The sequence below is a fragment of the Bradyrhizobium sp. HKCCYLRH3059 genome (assembly GCF_051168035.1).
In the GTDB taxonomy this organism is placed as follows: Bacteria; Pseudomonadota; Alphaproteobacteria; order Rhizobiales; family Xanthobacteraceae; genus Bradyrhizobium.
On the sequence record NZ_JBNPUF010000009.1, the window covers coordinates 205,361 to 221,708 of the forward strand.

The following is a 16,348-nucleotide window of genomic DNA, read 5'->3' on the forward strand; positions in this document are numbered from 1 at the left end:
GCCTTGACGCGCGTCCGCAAGCTCACGACCTCGTTCCGGCTATTTCCACTCGGGCTTCGGCACGACCGCGGCGCGTGCGCCGGGCAGCGAGGCCGGCGCCACGGCGTAGAACTCGCCGTTCTGCCACTGGCCGACGCTCCAGACCTCCTGCAGCAGGCCGTCCTTCAGCTTCACCTTGCCGATGATGGTGTCGAAAGAGCCCTCGCGGATCTCCTTGGCGACCGCGGCACGGTCGACCTTGCCGACCTTCTCGATCGCCTGCTGCAGCACCTGCAGGCTGGTATAGGTGATCGGGCTCGCCCAGCGATCCGGCTCCTGCCCGGTCGCCGCCTTGTGGCGGGCGAGATAGTCCTTGAGCGCGGGCGAGTCGGCGTTCCAGCCGCCGATGCCCATCACGCCGTCGCTGCCCGCGCCGAACTTGCCCTTGAACAGCGGGAACGCCGTGCCGACGCCGACATAGAAGACCTTCGGATTGTACTTGAGCAGTTGCGCCTGCTCGGTCAGCCCGATCGTATCCGGCGGATAGCTGAAGGCGACGAAGGCATCGGCTTTGCTCGCGATCGCATCCTTGAGCAGCGGCTGCAGGTCCTGCGAGCCCATCGGATAGGTCTTGTCGTAGGCGACGGTCAGTCCGGCCTTCTTGAAGGCCTCGCGCCCGGCGGCGGCCAGCTCGATGCCGAACTGGTCGGCCACGCTGACCATCGCGACGGTGCCGCCGATCTTGCCTTCGCTCTTCAGCTTGCCGAGCAGTTCGGCGAGCCCATTGGAGATCTGCGCCGACGTGCCGAGCCAGAAGGTGGCATTGGCCCAGCGCTTGGCGAGTTCTGGCGCCTTGTCGGTCACCGACGTCACCGCGAGATGCGGATAGCCGAGCCGGTTCAAGGTCGGACCGACCGCAAGGTTGAGACCGGTGCCCCAGGGCGGCAGGATGAAGTCGACCTTGTCCTGGTTGGCGAGGCGCTCGATCGCCTTCACCGCCTCTTCCGACGAGCTGCGGTCGTCATATTCGACGATCTCGATCGGCAGCCGCTTGTCGCCGAGCTTGATGCCGCCGGCCGCGTTCACGTCCTTCACCCAGAGCTGATAGTTGGGCAGCGTGGTGATGCCGGCGCCGCCGGCATAGGGGCCGGTCTTCGAGATCGCATAACCGATGCGGATCTTGTCCTGCTGGGCCTGGGCGGCCGATACGGCAAAGCCGGCTGCGATCGCCGCCCCCGCGATCCGCAACACCTGACGACGGTTGGTCGAAGTCATCTCTCTGTCCTCCTCCCATGTTCACGCGCGCGGACCGCGCGGGTGAATCGGTGACGTTCCTCTGCCCCGGCGTCGTCCGCGGTTTTTTGTTTGCGGTCGTCGGGACTTGACGAGGGAAACACCGCAGGCTTGGGTGGCGCAATGGACAGTTCCGGTAAAAGAGTGCACTTTTCTGGGGCGACGACCGCGCGTAACGCCGCGCCTCGGACGCTGCCGCCGGCGGCCCGTGGCACCCCGGCAGCGCTCGGGGCCGAAGCCATCCCCTCGCATTTCGAGGCACGGCGCTGGGCCCTGCGCTCGGATGCCGCGCGGCCGTTCGTCCACCTGCTCTGCCTGACCGCCGGAACGGCCTCGGTGCGCTTCGCCGAAGAAGAAATCCAGATCTGGGCCGGTGCGGCGCTGGTCTGGGTACCGGCGGGAGGGGCCGAGCATCTCGACGTCGCGGCAGGTTCCGCCGGGCATCTCCTGCGGCTGCGCTCCGGGCTCTGGCACCGCCACCTGCCCTCCTCGGCCGAGCCCGCCTATCTCGACCTCGCAGGCACCGAGGCCGTCCTGGCCTTCTCCGTCACGGCTGAGTTCGCCGCGGTCATCGCGCGCTCGATGGCGGCGATTGCAGCGGAGATCGAAAATCCCTCACGGCGCGGCGCGGCCTCGATCATGTCATCGGAGCTGACCCTGTGCGTGCTGCGCTTCTGGCGGCTGTTTGCCGACGAGAGCGCCGGCGAGGCACAAGGCTCCAGCGCCGAGATCCTGAGCCGCTTTCGCCGGCTCGTCGAGGAACGCTTTCATCAGCAGTTGCGGGTCGCCGACTACGCTGCGCTGCTCGGCGTCACGCCGGATCGCCTGCACGCGCTGTGCACCCGGGTGCTGCAGCGGTCACCGAGCGCGCTGATTCAGCAGCGCGTCATTCAGGAGGCGGCGACCCGGCTCGAAACCACCACCGCGACGATCAAGCAGATCGCCTTCGCGCTCGGCTTCAAGGACAGCGCCTATTTCAACCGCTTCTTCGTCAGGCACACCGGTCAATCACCGGGCGCCTGGCGCAAGGGTGTTTCGTCGCAGCGGACCAAAGGCCAGTCACGGACCATGCTCAACTTCGCCGACTGGCCGTGACGGTGCGGCGCGGCCAAGCGCCTCGGTCATCCTCTTTGTCAGTCCAGGACGACGTGTCAGCGTCGGACCAGCAAATCCCGAGTTCGGACGGGCGGCGCAACCGCTGGATGCTCAGTGCGCCGGGAAACTGATTTCCGCTGCGCGATCAAGCTGATTTGGCCTGTCCAGTCCCCGCGCCGAAAATATTTCTCTTTCGTTTTTCCGGAAATCATGGTTCTATTCCCGCATCCCGTCTCGAGCTGAGGGGCGTATCGCGGTCGTCACGAGACGCGAGGCGAGGAGCGGTGGGCGTGGTGGATTGCAGCGCGGGTTGCTCGCGCCGACGAACAATTCGCCACGCACGGTCAAGTCGCGCGGTCCTGATATCCCGATGCTGATATCAACTCACGTTGAGGCTTCGCTTCGCGTGGGGATGGTGGCCAGAAAGCCCGGCGCACCAGGGAGAACGCGAAGCAGCCGTTCAGCCATCGCGCAGGGAGGGCCGGGTTTCCGGCTGACCTGTGGTACCTGCCGCCTGCATTTTTTTCGCAGGCGGGCCACGGGCCTCAGTCGAGGTCCGGCCTTCCCTGCGCCCTCACGCGTCGCGAGGGCTTCACGATGCATCACCCGGACGGGTCGCCCGCCGCGGGATCGCGCGATCACGCGCGCCTGTCCGCAAGGGAGGCGACCTGATGTTTCACATTGATGTCAAATCGTCGCAGGCTTGAACGGTCCCGCCAGCATCGAGGACACCCGGGGGAGCCGTCCGATATCGTCCCCGCTCCCCGGAGCCATCGCGAGTATGGCGGCACCGTTGCTACCCTGCCACGAATGCGCTATGAGTTGAATATGATCAGCCGGTCCTGGTCGCACGCGAAATGCCAGTACCGCAAACCGATGCTTCGCGCTCGGCGCGCGACGTCGGTCGATACGGGCGCCGCGATCGCGCCCGCATCGCCAGCTCCGCGCTTCGCGCTCATTCGCATTCCGTAGCCGTGTCCGGGAGCCCGAACGCAGATGGATTGTGAAACCTGTGGCCGGCCCAATCCACCGGGCTCGGATGTCTGCGGCGGGTGTGGCGGGGTGTTGCGACAGCCGTCATCCGATACGACGACGAGTTCGCGCCTGCTCGGCATGCATCGCGCCGAGCGGCGGCAGGTGACGGCGCTGATCTGCGATCTCGTCGGCTCCGTCTCGCTCACCGTCAGGCTCGATCCGGAAGATATGACCAGCGTCATCGACGCCTTCCTGACGACCTGCGAAAACGTCATCGGCCGCCATGGCGGCGCCATCACGCAATATGCCGGCGACGGCGTGCTCGCTTATTTCGGCTATCCGCGTGCGGGGGAAGACGATGCGGCCACCGCGATCCGCGCCGCCATCGCGCTGCGCGACGCCGTCGGCCGGCTCGATGCCGCGCAAGGCCAACCACTGCGTCTGCGCATCGGCATTGCCACCGGCCTCGTCGTGGTCAGCGACCTCATGCCCCGCGCCGACGGCCGCCCGGTCGACATCGTCGGCGAGACGCCGAATCTCGCGGCGCGGCTGCAATCGATCGCCGCCCCCGACAGCATCGTCGTGGCCCGGACGACCGAGCGCATCGCGCGCGGCATGTTCGACTTCCGCGATCTCGGCACGTTCGCGCTGAAGGGATTCGCCGCACCGGTCGAGGCGTTCGAGGTGCTGGAAGAAGCCGCCGTCGCGAGCCGTTTTCACGCCCGCATTCGCGGCGAAAGCTCCCCCCTGGTCGGACGCGACCAGGAGCTGGCGCGTCTGTTCGATTGCTGGGCGGCGGCGCGGTTCGGCAGCGGACAGGTGGTGCTGCTCCATGGCGAGCCGGGCATCGGCAAGTCGCGGCTGGTCGAGGAGCTGCGGCGGCGCGTGGCCGACGTCTCCCAGCTGCAGATGATCTGGCACTGCAGCCCCACCCGTTGTGACAGCGTGCTGTATCCGATCTCGGAACAGCTCGCGCTCATCGCCGGCTTCGACCGCACCGACGGCGCAGCGACGCGTCGCGACAAGCTCGATCGCTTCATGAACGCGCACGGCGTCACCGACACCACCGCGCGCGCCGTGCTCGCCGACGTCCTTGGCGTCGCGCCCGAACCGGACAATCCGCTGCAGACGATGACCGTCGAGAAGCGCTCGGAGGTCACGCGGGAGACGCTGCTCCGGCTGATCGACATGATGGTGCCGACCGGGCCTGCGCTGCTGGTGCTGGAAGACGCGCATTGGAGCGACACGACCACGCTCGAGCTGCTCGATCGGGCGATCCAGCGCGCCGCACAACGCCGCTGGCTGATCGTGGTCACGGCCCGGCTCGAATATGAGCCGCCCTGGGCCGCGAGCCCGAAGGTCACGCGGCTCCCGCTCGGGCGATTGAGTCACGGCGACGCCGAGCGGATCTGCACCCATGTGGCCGCTTCGGCCGCGCTGCCGGCAGCGACGCTACGCCAGATCGTCAACCGTGGCGAAGGCATTCCGCTGTTCCTGGAGGAGCTGGCGAAGTACGTCGTCGAAGCCTCCGCGGCGCCCGCACGGGACGGCCATGCGAGCGTGGCCATTCCCGCCTCGCTGCAGGACTCCCTGGTTGCGCGGCTCGACCGATTGGGGCCGGCGCGCCGGATTGCCAATCTCGGTGCCGCCATCGGCCGCCGCTTCAGCTACGATCTGTTGTCGGCCATCGTGGCGGAGCCCGAAGCCAGGCTCGGCGAGAGCCTGGATCAGCTCGTCAAGTCCGGCCTCGTGGAGAGCAGCGGCGCGCCGCCCGACAGCCTCTACACGTTCAAGCACGCGTTGATCCGCGACGCCGCCTACGAGTCCCTGCTCCGGCGCGAACGCCAGACATTGCACGGCAGGATCGCCGCGGTGCTGCGCGATCGCTTTCCCGAGACGCGGGACACCGAGCCGGAGTTGCTGGCCTATCATTTCACCGAGAGTGGCGCGATCGCCGAAGCCATCCCGCTATGGGCGGACGCGGGCCGGCGCGCCGCCTCGCGCGCCGCGCATGTCGAAGCGGCGCGACATCTGCAAACGGCGCTCGACCTGCTGCGTCATCAATCCGCCGACGGCGAGCGCGCCGACTTGGAGCTCGAGCTCCTGATCGGGCTTGCCGTCAGCCTCGCTGCCTCGCGCGGCTACACCGTGCCCGAGGTCGGCAAGGCGCTGTCCGAAGCACGGGCGATTTGCGACGCACTCGGCAACACCGCCGGCCTGTTCGCCGTGCTGCGCGGCATCTGCAGTTTCCTGATCATCGCGGGCGATCTCGATGGTGCCGAGGAGATGGCGCATCTGTGCCTGGGAATCGGCGAGCAGACCGGCCTTCCCGAGCATCGCATCGAGAGCGGCGTTGCGTTGGGCTACATTCTCTTCGCCAGAGGCGACCTCCCCGCCGCGCGCCGGCTGCTGGCCGCCGCGGTGCAGCTCTATCAGGCATCGGACGGCGCGCGGCTGCCGCAACTGTCCTCTCAGGATCCGCTGGTCGCCGGCCAGGCCTCGCTGCTGCAGGTGCTGCATGCGATGGGCGACGATGCCGGCGCGGCCGCCGTCGCCAGCGATCTCATCGCACATGCGCGCCGGCTCGGACGTCCGTTCGACCTCGCCTGGGCGCTGTCGTGGCTCGCCTTCTATCAGCTCGCACGCGGCGACTACGAGGATGTCCTCCTCGCCACCGAGGAGGCCCTGCGCATCTGCCGTGACCATGGCTATCCGCTCTATCAGCTGGTGGCGGGCAGCCTGCAGGCGCATGCCCGCGGCCATCTCGGCAGGACTCCAGACGAGGCGCTGGCGGCGGCATCTGAGGCGTTGCCGGCGTTCCAGACGCTCGGCATGATGCATTTCTCCTGCTTCTATCTCGGCGAGGTCGCCGGTCTGCAACTGATCGTCGGCAAGACGGCCGAAGCGATGCAGACGATCGACGCGGCGATCGACGCCGCGCGGCGCTATGGCGACGGCTATTTCCTGTCGCCGCTGCATCGGCGGCGCGCCGAGATCCTGGCCGCCCTCCCCGACACCGCACCGGGCCAGGTGACGGCCGCGCTACGCGAGGCCGTCACGGTCGCCGAGGCGCAGGGCGCGTCGGCGTTCCTGCGCCGCGCGGCGGCGCGACTCGCCGCCATCGACGATGACGCGCCGAGGCGACAATCGGCGTGACGACCTGCTCAGGCCATGGGGCAGGCCCTGGCGACGGTGAAATCGATCTCGGCCCAGATGCGCGTGGTCGCGGTCAGCACGAGCTTGCCGTCGACGGGCGTGCCGAGCCCGAGATCGCGAATGAACGGCAGGCTATCGAGCGCGCTCATCTCGATCGACCAGTTGCCCGACTGCAATTGCCAGCCGCGCAGCCCCGTCAGGTCGAGCGCGCCGTTCAACAGCGTCTTGTAGCTCGCCGCGGTGAGACTGTCCGCCGACCGCGCCTGCTTGAGATAGAACACGGGGATAGGCAGGCCCCAGACGCCGCCCAGGAACGACGCCATGCCCGGCCCGGTCGTGAGCTGCTTCATTCGCTCTTGGTCGGCCCCGGCACAGAGCTGCCGGAATGCATCCGCCGGAGAGGCCGCCGCGGTCGGGGTCGATCCCGCCGTGCCTTCGATTCGGATGATGCGCTGCTGGGAGGCATGGGCCTCCGGCCCGTAGCTGGCAATCACCAGTCCCGAGACGTCGAACGGATCGTTCGATGGCGCGCTGATCGGCTGAACGATGGTCGCGTGATATTTGGGAAAGCCCCAGACCTCCTGCCCCGCAACCACCGACCAGGCATTGTCGACGAACAGATAGGCCGGCACGAAGCCGATCGTTTTCGGCAGCACCGCGCCGCGCTCATAGCTGCCGACCAGGAGCCACAGCCCGACATCGGTCTCGGACATCGTGCCCTGCTCCGCGAACGGCGGCGTGGCCGCCTGGCTCTTGCGCACCTGGATGACGTTGACGAAGGCCATGTCCAGCATCACGCGGAACTGGTCGCGGCCCGCGACGCGGTTGAAGGAGCGGTCGAGGAAACGCTGGCACGCGCCGAGGTCGGCCGGTACGGCGAAGCCGTAGAAGGTCGAGTCGTTGCAGATATAGGGCGCTGGCGGAAGCGTGATCCATCCGGCGTAGTTGACGTAGGCGTTGGTGATGTACGGCTCGGGGCTGGTCGAGACGATCGGAATGTAGACGCCCGACAGCGCCGAGGCAGCGGCAAGGCCGGACATCGCCGCGACCTCCACGCATCCGGCGTTGATCTCGGGCACACGGGTCCAGTCGCCGGCGAGGAAGAGATTGTCGTAGCCGGACTTGCCGGGCTCCATGCGATGCCGCAGCGTGCCCGGCAGGCTCAGCACATAGCGCTCGCTCGGATTGATGTTGGCACGCCAGAACTGGAAGTCGAGCCGCGCCGATCCGCTGATGTCGCTCGGCGCGTGCAGGAGATCCCAGCGGAACGTGCTGCCGCTGCCGATGTTGGTCCACAGCGTATCGAGCCAGGACGTCATCCAGTCCTTGGATGCGTTCTTCACATAGTCCGCGGCAAGCTGCTCGTCGTTCGGCGCGCTGTCGTCACTCATGATGGCGCAGTAATAAGCGATCGAGCGTGGCCCCGGCGCCGGCCAGTCCTCGGCCGGCAGCAATTGCGACATGTCGGAATAGGTGTCGAGCGGCGGCTTGCAGGTGGTGACGATCGGTCCCATCGTCTCGAGCGACGGTCCAGGCGCCACATAGGGACCTCCGAGATCTCCGACCGCGCAATCGAGCCAGAGTTGCAGCGCCATCGTGCGCACGGTTGGGAGATTGCCGACCATGTCGGCCCAGGCCGGCTTCTGCTGCGTCAATGGCCGGCAGATCTCATCGAGCGCGCCGACCGAGATGCCGAGGACCACCTGGTCGAAATCCTCGCCGAGCTGCAGGCTGAGCCGGGCCGCCGGGGGCGGCTGCGGCGGGTTGGGGGGACCATAGGCGTTCTCGAAATTGTAGCCCTTCAGCGCGTAGTACTCGCCATTCTCGATCTCCTGCCATTTGGGCTCGGACGGCCAGCACCAGTAGTCCTTCACCAGGACCAGCGGATCATATCTGCCATCGACGAACTCGACCTGCTTGTCGATGTGGATGGTCGCGATTTTGTTGCCGTCCTTGGTCGGCTCGAGACTCGTGACCTTGTGAAAGAACTTGAAGTTCACGCCGCGCCGCGCCAGGAGCTGGTAGATCGGCGTGCAGATCGTATCCCCCATTCCGACGACGGATTTATAGAAGAACGCCCCCTTGTAGGTGAAGAACAGCCGCAGCAGTCCCTGAACGGCCGAGCAGGCCGACACCTGCTGCTGCGACGGCTCGCGGGAGCCGTTGCGAAAGGCGAAGATGTATTCGTAGAGAGCGGTCACGATGGCGTTGTTGGCGGCCTCTTCATCCTGCTGCGCCAGAAAGCTTCGGAATTCGTATCTGTCGAGAACCTCCAGCCCGTCCGTCAGGCAGTCGTTCTCGATGATGCCGAGCAGCATGCAGATGCCGAGATTGGCGAGGATCAACAGCCGGCGCAGGCCTTCCTCGAGGCCGTCGATCGTCTGGTGCTCCTTGGCGATGCCGCGAAACGCATGGAGCAGCGCCGCCATGTCGCCCTGGGCATCGCGGCGGATCGCTTCGACGTCACTGTGCAGCTTCTCGCCGACGCGGTGGGCCAGCAGCAGCAGCGGATGGCCCTTGCCATCAGGCGAGACGGCCGCCAGCCGGGCCCGCCGCTCGGCGGGCATGGCGGCGATCGCCTTCGCCAGCTCGGCATTCTGGTCGCCCGGCCAGTCCTCGATATAGTAGTTCAGGTTGAAGATGATGCTCGCGATGGTCCGCAGCAGCAGGGTCGAGAGCGGTGGCACGATGTTGTCGGCGGGCGCCCACAGGCTATCCCTGCCGGGATAGACCGATTCATCGACATCCGGCTGAAACCAGAACGGCCAGGGCAGCCATTGGCCGTCGGTATACTCGGCGTAGAAGATCTCGTTCTGCCGCTTGAACGCATCATCGATCGTCCTGATCGGATCGCTCGGCGGTGCATCGAGTGCCTTCAGCGCGGCACGCAGGATGGTGAAGGCATTCTCGTAGAAGCCGGCCCAGATATGCAGTCCGTGCTCCTCGATGCGCTGGCCCTGCTTGGCGTTGCGTCCGCTGGCGGTCTTGCCCCCGAGACGCCAACCGAGCTGATAGAGAGTGATCTCGTAGCGCTCGCCGCGCGGATCGATCTCGCTCAAGGCGAAGGCCGCGCTCAACGCGCCGATGCCGCCGCCCAATATCGCCACGCGGGTCTTTGTTGCTGCCATGTCGATGATCCTGCCCTGACCTCGGACGTTCTCGCCCGGGCGAGCCGGAACGACGTCGTCCATCGGCGCACAGGTCCGCGGTCCGCGCGGCCCGTGCGGTTGAATGACATTCGGTACTATGGGTTTACAAAATCGGCGCCACGCCCAGTTCAATCCGCGTGGCGATGCAATGAGGATGCATCGAATACCTATCACAATCTCCACGCGATCATCAAGCGGGCGCATCGTCGACATCGCGTCAGGCGAAGACGAGGCCGCCGCATCGTTCCCGCCGGCTACGTCGTCATCTCAACTTTTACGAGAAGAATGACGGGCCGCCACCACTTAAGGACAGCGCCCCGATCGCGACGCTGCCGTCGATCACGTCAGATCGGAATGCACGTCGCCGGGCCCGTCGAGAAACAGCGGCAGCCGCACGACGATGCGGGCGCCGCGCGGCGCGTCGGTGATCGCGATGCTGCCGCGATGGGCCTCCACCAGCGTCCGCACCACCGCCAGTCCGAGCCCGGCTCCGCCGGTGCCGCGATTGCGCGACGTGTCCAGGCGCGTGAACGGCTCCAGCATGGCCTTGCGCTGGTCGCGGGGAATCCCCGGCCCTTCGTCGTCGACCGTCAGCACGGCGTGCTCCGGCTGGCGTTGCAGCGAGACATGCGCCGCCTCGCCATATTTGAGCGCGTTGTCGATGATGTTGGCGACGATACGACGCAGCGCGACGCGGTCGCCCAGCATCAGCTGCTCGCGCCCGTCGCCTGCATGGTCGAAGCGCACCCGCGCCTGATGCGCGCGGCGATCCTCGACCTCCGCGCGCACCAGTTCGTCGAAGGCAACGAGCTCCTGCGGCAGTTCGCCGGCACCCGCCCGGCTCGCAAGCAGCGCGTCGTCGAGCAGGCGGATCATGTCGGAGATATCGATCACGGCGCGCTGCCGCTCGGCGTCATCCGGGATCTGGTCGACGCGCAGCCGCAGCCGCGTGGCAAAGGTGCGAACGTCGTGAGCAATGCCGCCGACCAGCGCCATGCGCGCCTGCATCAGATCGGCAAGCCGGTCCTGCAGTCGCCCGAACGCCGTCACCACGGCGCGAACCTCGGGCGCATTGCGGCGAACGTCCGGCAGCGGCACCGCCGCCCCGCCGGGGTCGACCCGGTCGACGGCGGCCGCCAAGCGCGCCAGCGGCCGCGTCTCACGCTGCATGATCAGGAGCGCAAACAGCGCGACCAGCGTACCGAACAGGCCCGCGCCGAAGCCGATCGGCAGCCCCTGCTGGGTCAGCACCAGCGACGCGCGCGAGTCCACGACGAGAACATCGCCGCCGTTCAGGCCAATGCGAAACTCCAGGGCATTCTGCGGCGTCCGCGCGAGCCTGGGCAACCACCGTCCCTCCGGCTCCGGCACAAAGGTGATTGTCAGCGGGCGCGCACCGAGCGCACCGGCATAGGCGTCGCGCAATCCGGACCGGACCGGCGCGGGCTCGGTGCGCGGAAGGCGGACCGCCGCGTCGGGTCCGACCAGCCGGACCTCGAAGCGGTCAGAGGACACGGCATCGACGACCCTGCCCCGCTCAGCCCCGGGTGTTCGTTCGATCAGTTCGGCGAGCGCGGCCAGCCGCGTCGGCGGCGGCGTCGCGCCTTCGAGGTCCGCGGTCCGGGCGCGGTAGAATCGCGCCAGGGTGACGATCCAGATCGCGAGCAGACCAATGATGACGATGAGGCCGATACGCATCGCAAGCGTCAGCCGCATCATCACGCCACCGGCCTCACCGTCGCCGTGAACAGGTATCCGCCGTTGCGGACGGTGGTGATCAGGTTCGTTCCCGGGCTTGCGGCATCGAGCTTGCGCCGCAGCCGCGAGATCAGCATGTCGACGGTGCGGTCGAACGGCTCGGCGGAGCGGCCGCGCGTCCAGTCCAGGATCTGGTCGCGGCTCAACACCCGCCGTGGCCGCTGCACGAAGCAGGCGAGCAGGTCGAACTCCGCCGAGGTCAGCTGGATCGGCGCGGCCTGCGCATCCACGATCTCGATGCTGCGGGCATCGACGTCGAGTACGAACCGGTCGAAACCGAAACGCCGGCTCGCGTCACGCGGTGGGCTCGCCTGGGTGCGCCGCAGCAGCGCCCGAACGCGGGCCAATAGCTCGCGCGGCCCGAACGGCTTGACCATGTAATCATCGGCGCCGAGCTCCAGCCCGACCACGCGATCGATCTCGTCGCTCTTGGCCGACAGCATCAGGATGGGAATGTCGTCGCTCTGCCGCAGCCGGCGGCAGATCGAAAGCCCGTCCTCTCCCGGCAGCATCAGGTCGAGAATGATGAGATCGGGCCGCAGCCGCCGCAGCACGGCATCCATCGCCGGCGCCGTGGCGGCGACCTCGATCTCGAACCCTTCCCGGCGCATGAAATCGCTGACGAGCCGGCTGATCTCCGGGTCGTCCTCCACCATCAAAAGCGTGGCCGCAGGCATGCTCATCGCCAGGACTGATGCCCAAAACCCGTAGCTTGGCAATGGGCCGGGAGCGACTGTTACAAGCCGTTACGCGGCAGCCAAATACCGGTATGCGGCCGACCGCGGCGCCGGCATTGGCCGGCCGAGAAGGCCGCCGCAGGCGCAAGGCATGTCCTGCACGCCGGCGACATTTAATTTTGCAGAGCCACTTGCTGAGCAAAATCAGATTTAATATAAATTAAATCGCGCGGCACTCCCAGATCATTTAATGGTTATAAAACAAGATCCTCGTTCTCGCAGGCAAACCGGGCGGCTCTGACGTCCGAAGCGCAACTGAAAAGCCCCACAAACATGCTGCACAATCCCAACGCGAGCACGGTTACCTACCCCTCCCCACAGGAGCAAGGTTGGGAACGTAGCGGACCCGGACCGTTCGACATGGCGCTGGGATTCCTGCGCCGGCACTATCTGGTGATTGCGATCACCACCGTGCTTTCGCTCCTGGCGAGCTTCGCCCTGCTGAAAATCCTGCCGCCCACCTACTCGGCCGACGTCAAGATCATGCTGGGCACCACCTCGAAGGCCGCAGTCGTCCAGCCGCAACCGCCCGTTCAGGACGAGCCGCCGCTCGACATGGAATCGCAGATCGAGATTCTCAAATCGAAGTCGATCGCGACAGCGGTCATCGACAAGCTCAATCTGGCGGACGATCCCGACTTCAACGGCAAAGCCAGCCCGCTGCATGGTGCGGTTGATGCGGTTCGCCGTCTCGTGGGTTCGGCGCCGCAGCCGAACGCGCCCTCGATGGACGATCTCCTCGACGAATTCCAGCGCAGAATGAACGCCTTCAGAATTGGCACGAGCACGGTCGTCGAGGTCGATTTCAGCGCCAGCGACCCCAATCGGGCGGCGATGATCGCCAACGCCATCGTCAAGGAGTATTTCGATCAGCAGTTGAAGGCGGACGCGAACGAGCACCGCACAATCACCGCCTGGCTTCACGACCGCCTGCAGGATCTCGGCAACGACGCGACCGCGACCGAACGTTCCGTGAACGAGCTGAAAAGCCGGTACAACATCGTCTCGGCCGACGGCAGGTTCATGGACCAGCAGCAGGTCACCGAGCTCACCAACCGTCTGGTGGCAGTGCGCACGCGTACCGCCTCGCTGATGACCCGGCTCAATCGGTTCGACGACATGCTCGCGACGAGCAGTGCCGATATGACGATCGACCGCGTAGCCGCGGTCTCCGACTTCTCCCCGGCAGAGCTCAGCGGCAATGTCAATCCGCCCGACGGTCTCTCCTTGAGCAATTCGAACAGCACGCTCATCATCAACAGCTTGCGTCAGCAATACCTCGATAACGCCAAGCGCGAGTACGAGTATTCCGCCAAATATGGCAAGGATCATATCGCGGTCGTCAATATTCGCGCGACGATGAAGAGCATCCGCCAGGCTATCGTCGACGAGGTGCGGCGCCTTGCCGACGTCGCCAAGCACGATTACGAGGAGTCCAAGCAGCAGCAGCAGGAGATCGAGAAGCAGCTTGCACAGGCCGTTGTCCGGTCGCAGGATACCAGGGCGGCCGAGCTCAGCCTCCGCGAGCTGGAGACCAGCGCCAAGAGCTATCGCACGCTCTACGACACCTTTCTTCAGCGCTACATGGGCTCAGTCCAGCAGGGCTCCTTCCCGATTGCGAAGGCGCGGGTGATCTCAGCGGCCACGCCGCCGAAGAAGAAGATCAAGCCGAAGTCCATCGTGCTGATGGCGCTCGGCCTGTTCGGGGGCCTGGCGCTCGGCGGCGGCCTCGGCCTGCTCGCAGAAGTCAAGGACCGCAGCTTTCGGACGACCGACCAGGTCGAGGATCGCCTGCGCCTGCCCTGCCTCTCGGTCGTCCCTCTGCTCAAACGAGGCGAGGTCGACCGGTTCACCAAGAAGGCGACAGTCAACGCCGTTTCCAAGGTCGAACCCGATTCCAGCCCGCGAATGGTGACGAGAGGCCCCGGAACCTGCTGGGCCGCATCCGCCATGCCCACATCGCGCTTCGCCGAATCCATCCGCTCGTTGAAAGTCGCCATCGACCAGGATCCAAGCCCGACGTCGCGGAAGGTCTTCGGACTGACGTCCGCCCTGCCCAACGAAGGCAAGTCGATCATCGCCGCGTCGCTGGCTCAGCTCATCGCAAATTCAGGCAAGCGTGTGATCGTGGTCGATTGCGACCTCAGGAATCCGTCGCTTTCCGCCATGCTGGCCCCCGATGCCAGCACTGGGATCGCCGACATCGTCCTGGGAGGATGCCAGCTCGCAGACGCAGTCTGGACCGACCCGCTGACGCGCCTGGATTTCCTGCCGGGAACGGGTGCCATGCAGCGCGACACCAGCGACATCCTCGGCAACGAGCAGATGCGCAAGCTGTTCGAGCAGCTGCGGGCAGCCTATGACTACGTCATCGTCGATCTTCCGCCGCTCGCGCCCGTTGTCGACGCGCGCGCCATCTCCGCGCTGCTCGACAGCTTCGTCCTCGTCGTGGAATGGGGGCGCACGCCGGCCGAGGTGGTCGAGCACGCGCTGAACACGGCTCCCAACGTCTACGATGCTCTGTTCGGCGTCGTGCTCAACAAGACGAACATGAAGGCGCTGAAGCGCTACGCCAATCATTTCGGCGACTACTACAACCACAAATATTACGCCCGTTACGGGAGCGTGATGGCCGAGTAGGTCGATCAGCGCGCGCCGGCCGGTGCGCGCCATGGGCCGCGGCCGGCAACGGAAATCGATCGACGGTCAGCGCTGGTGCTCGGGGCGAATGGAGGGATGGGCGATGCCGGCACGCTCCAGAGCGCTGCGGACATAGACGCCCGAGAGATAGCCCACCTGGACTGCAATCAGACCGGCGCCGGCATAGAGCACGGCCGGCAGCCCGCTGATGATCGACGCCGCGATGCACTCCATGAAGACGATCGCGGCGAGCGCCAGCAGCGTGCGAACCGTGAACATCGTCCCGGCAACCACCCCGGCTGTAAAATGAAGCGCGATCACCCACATCAGTTCATGCCTCCTCGGGCGTTTCGAGAGGCTAGCGGCCATTGGTTAGCGATGAGCTAAGCCGCCCGGGAGGATTCGAACAAGCGCATCAGGGCAACACTTTCAGGCGAAAGATGCGGCTACGGCCCGCTGAGCGGGTGCAGCATTGTCTGGCGGTTCAGCCAGTGCGCCCGGTAGAGCCAAAGCACCGCGGTGACCAGGACGACATCGAACAGGCCCATCACGGTCTGGCCGTAAACCTGCGGGTGGACGCCGCCCAGGAGGAGCGCGAGCTTGACCGATTGCCGCACCACCTCCGACCCGAGGAACGCGATCAGCGAGTTCTGGCCGACGTTGAGGATGAGCGAGACCGCCGGCGATCGCCGGGTGCGCGCGAACACCGCCCACAGCAGCGCCAACAGCAGCGGCAATGTCCAAAGCAGGTTGAGGAGCTTGTCGAACCGATAGGGGTATTTTTCGCCGTTGCTGGGAAAGCCGAGGCTGTAATCGAGCAGCAGCCCGAAGGTGAAGATCCCCGCCAGCGCCGTATAGAACGCGGGTCCGATCAAGCGGTTGGACCGATGGAGATCTCCGAGCCAGATACCGATCACGAAGAACATCTGCGCCTGGAGCGAGAACAGCAACAGAATGATGGCGGGACTCTCGAGCTTGGCTGCCGTGCTCGTGTTGCTGAACCAGGTGGAGGCCACGAAGATCGCAGCCGACGACGCGAGCACCAGGAGCCTGCCGCGCTTGAACATCGGCAGGATCACCGGCAGCAGCAGGAACATCAGCCCGTAGAACTTGAGGATTGTGATGGCGGTCGGCTCGGACTGAAACGTCAGCACGTCGAAAATCGCCTGCCCCACCGGCTCTCGCTTGTTCCCCAGAACAGCCATGCCGACCGCGACCGGCACCGAGATGACGAAATAGGCGGCGAGCACCTTCAAGCCGCGGGCGAGGAGCTCTCCGTGCCTCTCCTTGTGCAGATAGACGTACCCGACCATGAACCCCGAGATCACGACGAACAGTTCGGCGAAGGGGTTGAATTTCGTGAACAGATCGACGGAGTCCGGAAAGACGTTGGCCGTGTGATGATAGAATACGAACAACATCGCGCAGCTTCGATAGAAGTCGATCAGAAGCTCGCGCCTCTTCTGGCCTGCTGCGCTCACCGCTCAATCTCCGAATACACGTCGCTCCATGGGCGACGGTCAGCCGATGGGCGCCGGTCGGACTGACGGCTCAGGCAATCCTTCG

9 protein-coding genes are annotated in these 16,348 nt (G+C 66.1%); 3 read left to right on the plus strand and 6 right to left on the minus strand.

All coding sequences use genetic code 11. From position 1 onward, the window contains the following. Window positions 1-39: 39 nt before the first annotated feature. Window positions 40-1,254 (minus strand): amino acid ABC transporter substrate-binding protein, encoded by a 1,215-nt coding sequence (locus tag ACQR13_RS26775; RefSeq protein WP_316202734.1) that lies wholly within the window; start codon window positions 1,252-1,254, stop codon window positions 40-42. 162 nt (window positions 1,255-1,416) lie between these two features. Here ACQR13_RS26775 and ACQR13_RS26780 point away from each other — a divergent pair, with 162 nt between their 5' ends. Both ACQR13_RS26780 and ACQR13_RS26785 read left to right on the plus strand, forming a co-directional pair. After that, a complete protein-coding gene (locus tag ACQR13_RS26780) occupies window positions 1,417-2,367 on the plus strand; it encodes a helix-turn-helix domain-containing protein (protein ID WP_315752509.1) in 951 nt (316 codons plus the stop codon). 1,062 nt (window positions 2,368-3,429) lie between these two features. Further along, entirely contained in the window at window positions 3,430-6,498 is a 3,069-nt protein-coding gene (locus ACQR13_RS26785) for an ATP-binding protein (protein ID WP_434863409.1), read from the plus strand. An 8-nt stretch (window positions 6,499-6,506) separates the two neighbouring features. Here the strand turns inward: ACQR13_RS26785 and ACQR13_RS26790 are convergent, their stop codons facing one another. The 3 genes from ACQR13_RS26790 to ACQR13_RS26800 form a co-directional block, all read right to left on the minus strand. Further along, window positions 6,507-9,626 (minus strand): NAD(P)-binding protein, encoded by a 3,120-nt coding sequence (locus ACQR13_RS26790; protein ID WP_315752507.1) that lies wholly within the window; start codon window positions 9,624-9,626, stop codon window positions 6,507-6,509. Window positions 9,627-9,986: 360 nt separating this feature from the next. Then, window positions 9,987-11,366: a sensor histidine kinase gene (locus ACQR13_RS26795; protein ID WP_315752601.1), complete on the minus strand. Its 1,380-nt coding sequence runs from the start codon at window positions 11,364-11,366 to the stop codon at window positions 9,987-9,989. Continuing rightward, window positions 11,366-12,088, minus strand: coding sequence for a response regulator transcription factor (locus ACQR13_RS26800; RefSeq protein ID WP_315752505.1), 723 nt, complete (start codon window positions 12,086-12,088; stop codon window positions 11,366-11,368). Before ACQR13_RS26800 ends, ACQR13_RS26795 begins: the two co-directional genes overlap by 1 nt. Before the next feature lie 414 nt (window positions 12,089-12,502). Here ACQR13_RS26800 and ACQR13_RS26805 point away from each other — a divergent pair, with 414 nt between their 5' ends. Beyond that, complete coding sequence (locus tag ACQR13_RS26805; protein ID WP_315717409.1) at window positions 12,503-14,782, plus strand: polysaccharide biosynthesis tyrosine autokinase; 2,280 nt, start codon at window positions 12,503-12,505, stop codon at window positions 14,780-14,782. Between the two features lie 66 nt (window positions 14,783-14,848). On the opposite strand, the gene ACQR13_RS26810 is transcribed toward ACQR13_RS26805, so the two are convergent. Beyond that, window positions 14,849-15,109: a hypothetical protein gene (locus tag ACQR13_RS26810; protein WP_315717408.1), complete on the minus strand. Its 261-nt coding sequence runs from the start codon at window positions 15,107-15,109 to the stop codon at window positions 14,849-14,851. Window positions 15,110-15,228: 119 nt separating this feature from the next. Beyond that, window positions 15,229-16,263 (minus strand): OpgC domain-containing protein, encoded by a 1,035-nt coding sequence (gene opgC / locus ACQR13_RS26815; RefSeq protein WP_315717407.1) that lies wholly within the window; start codon window positions 16,261-16,263, stop codon window positions 15,229-15,231. Between the last annotated feature and the right edge of the window lie 85 nt (window positions 16,264-16,348).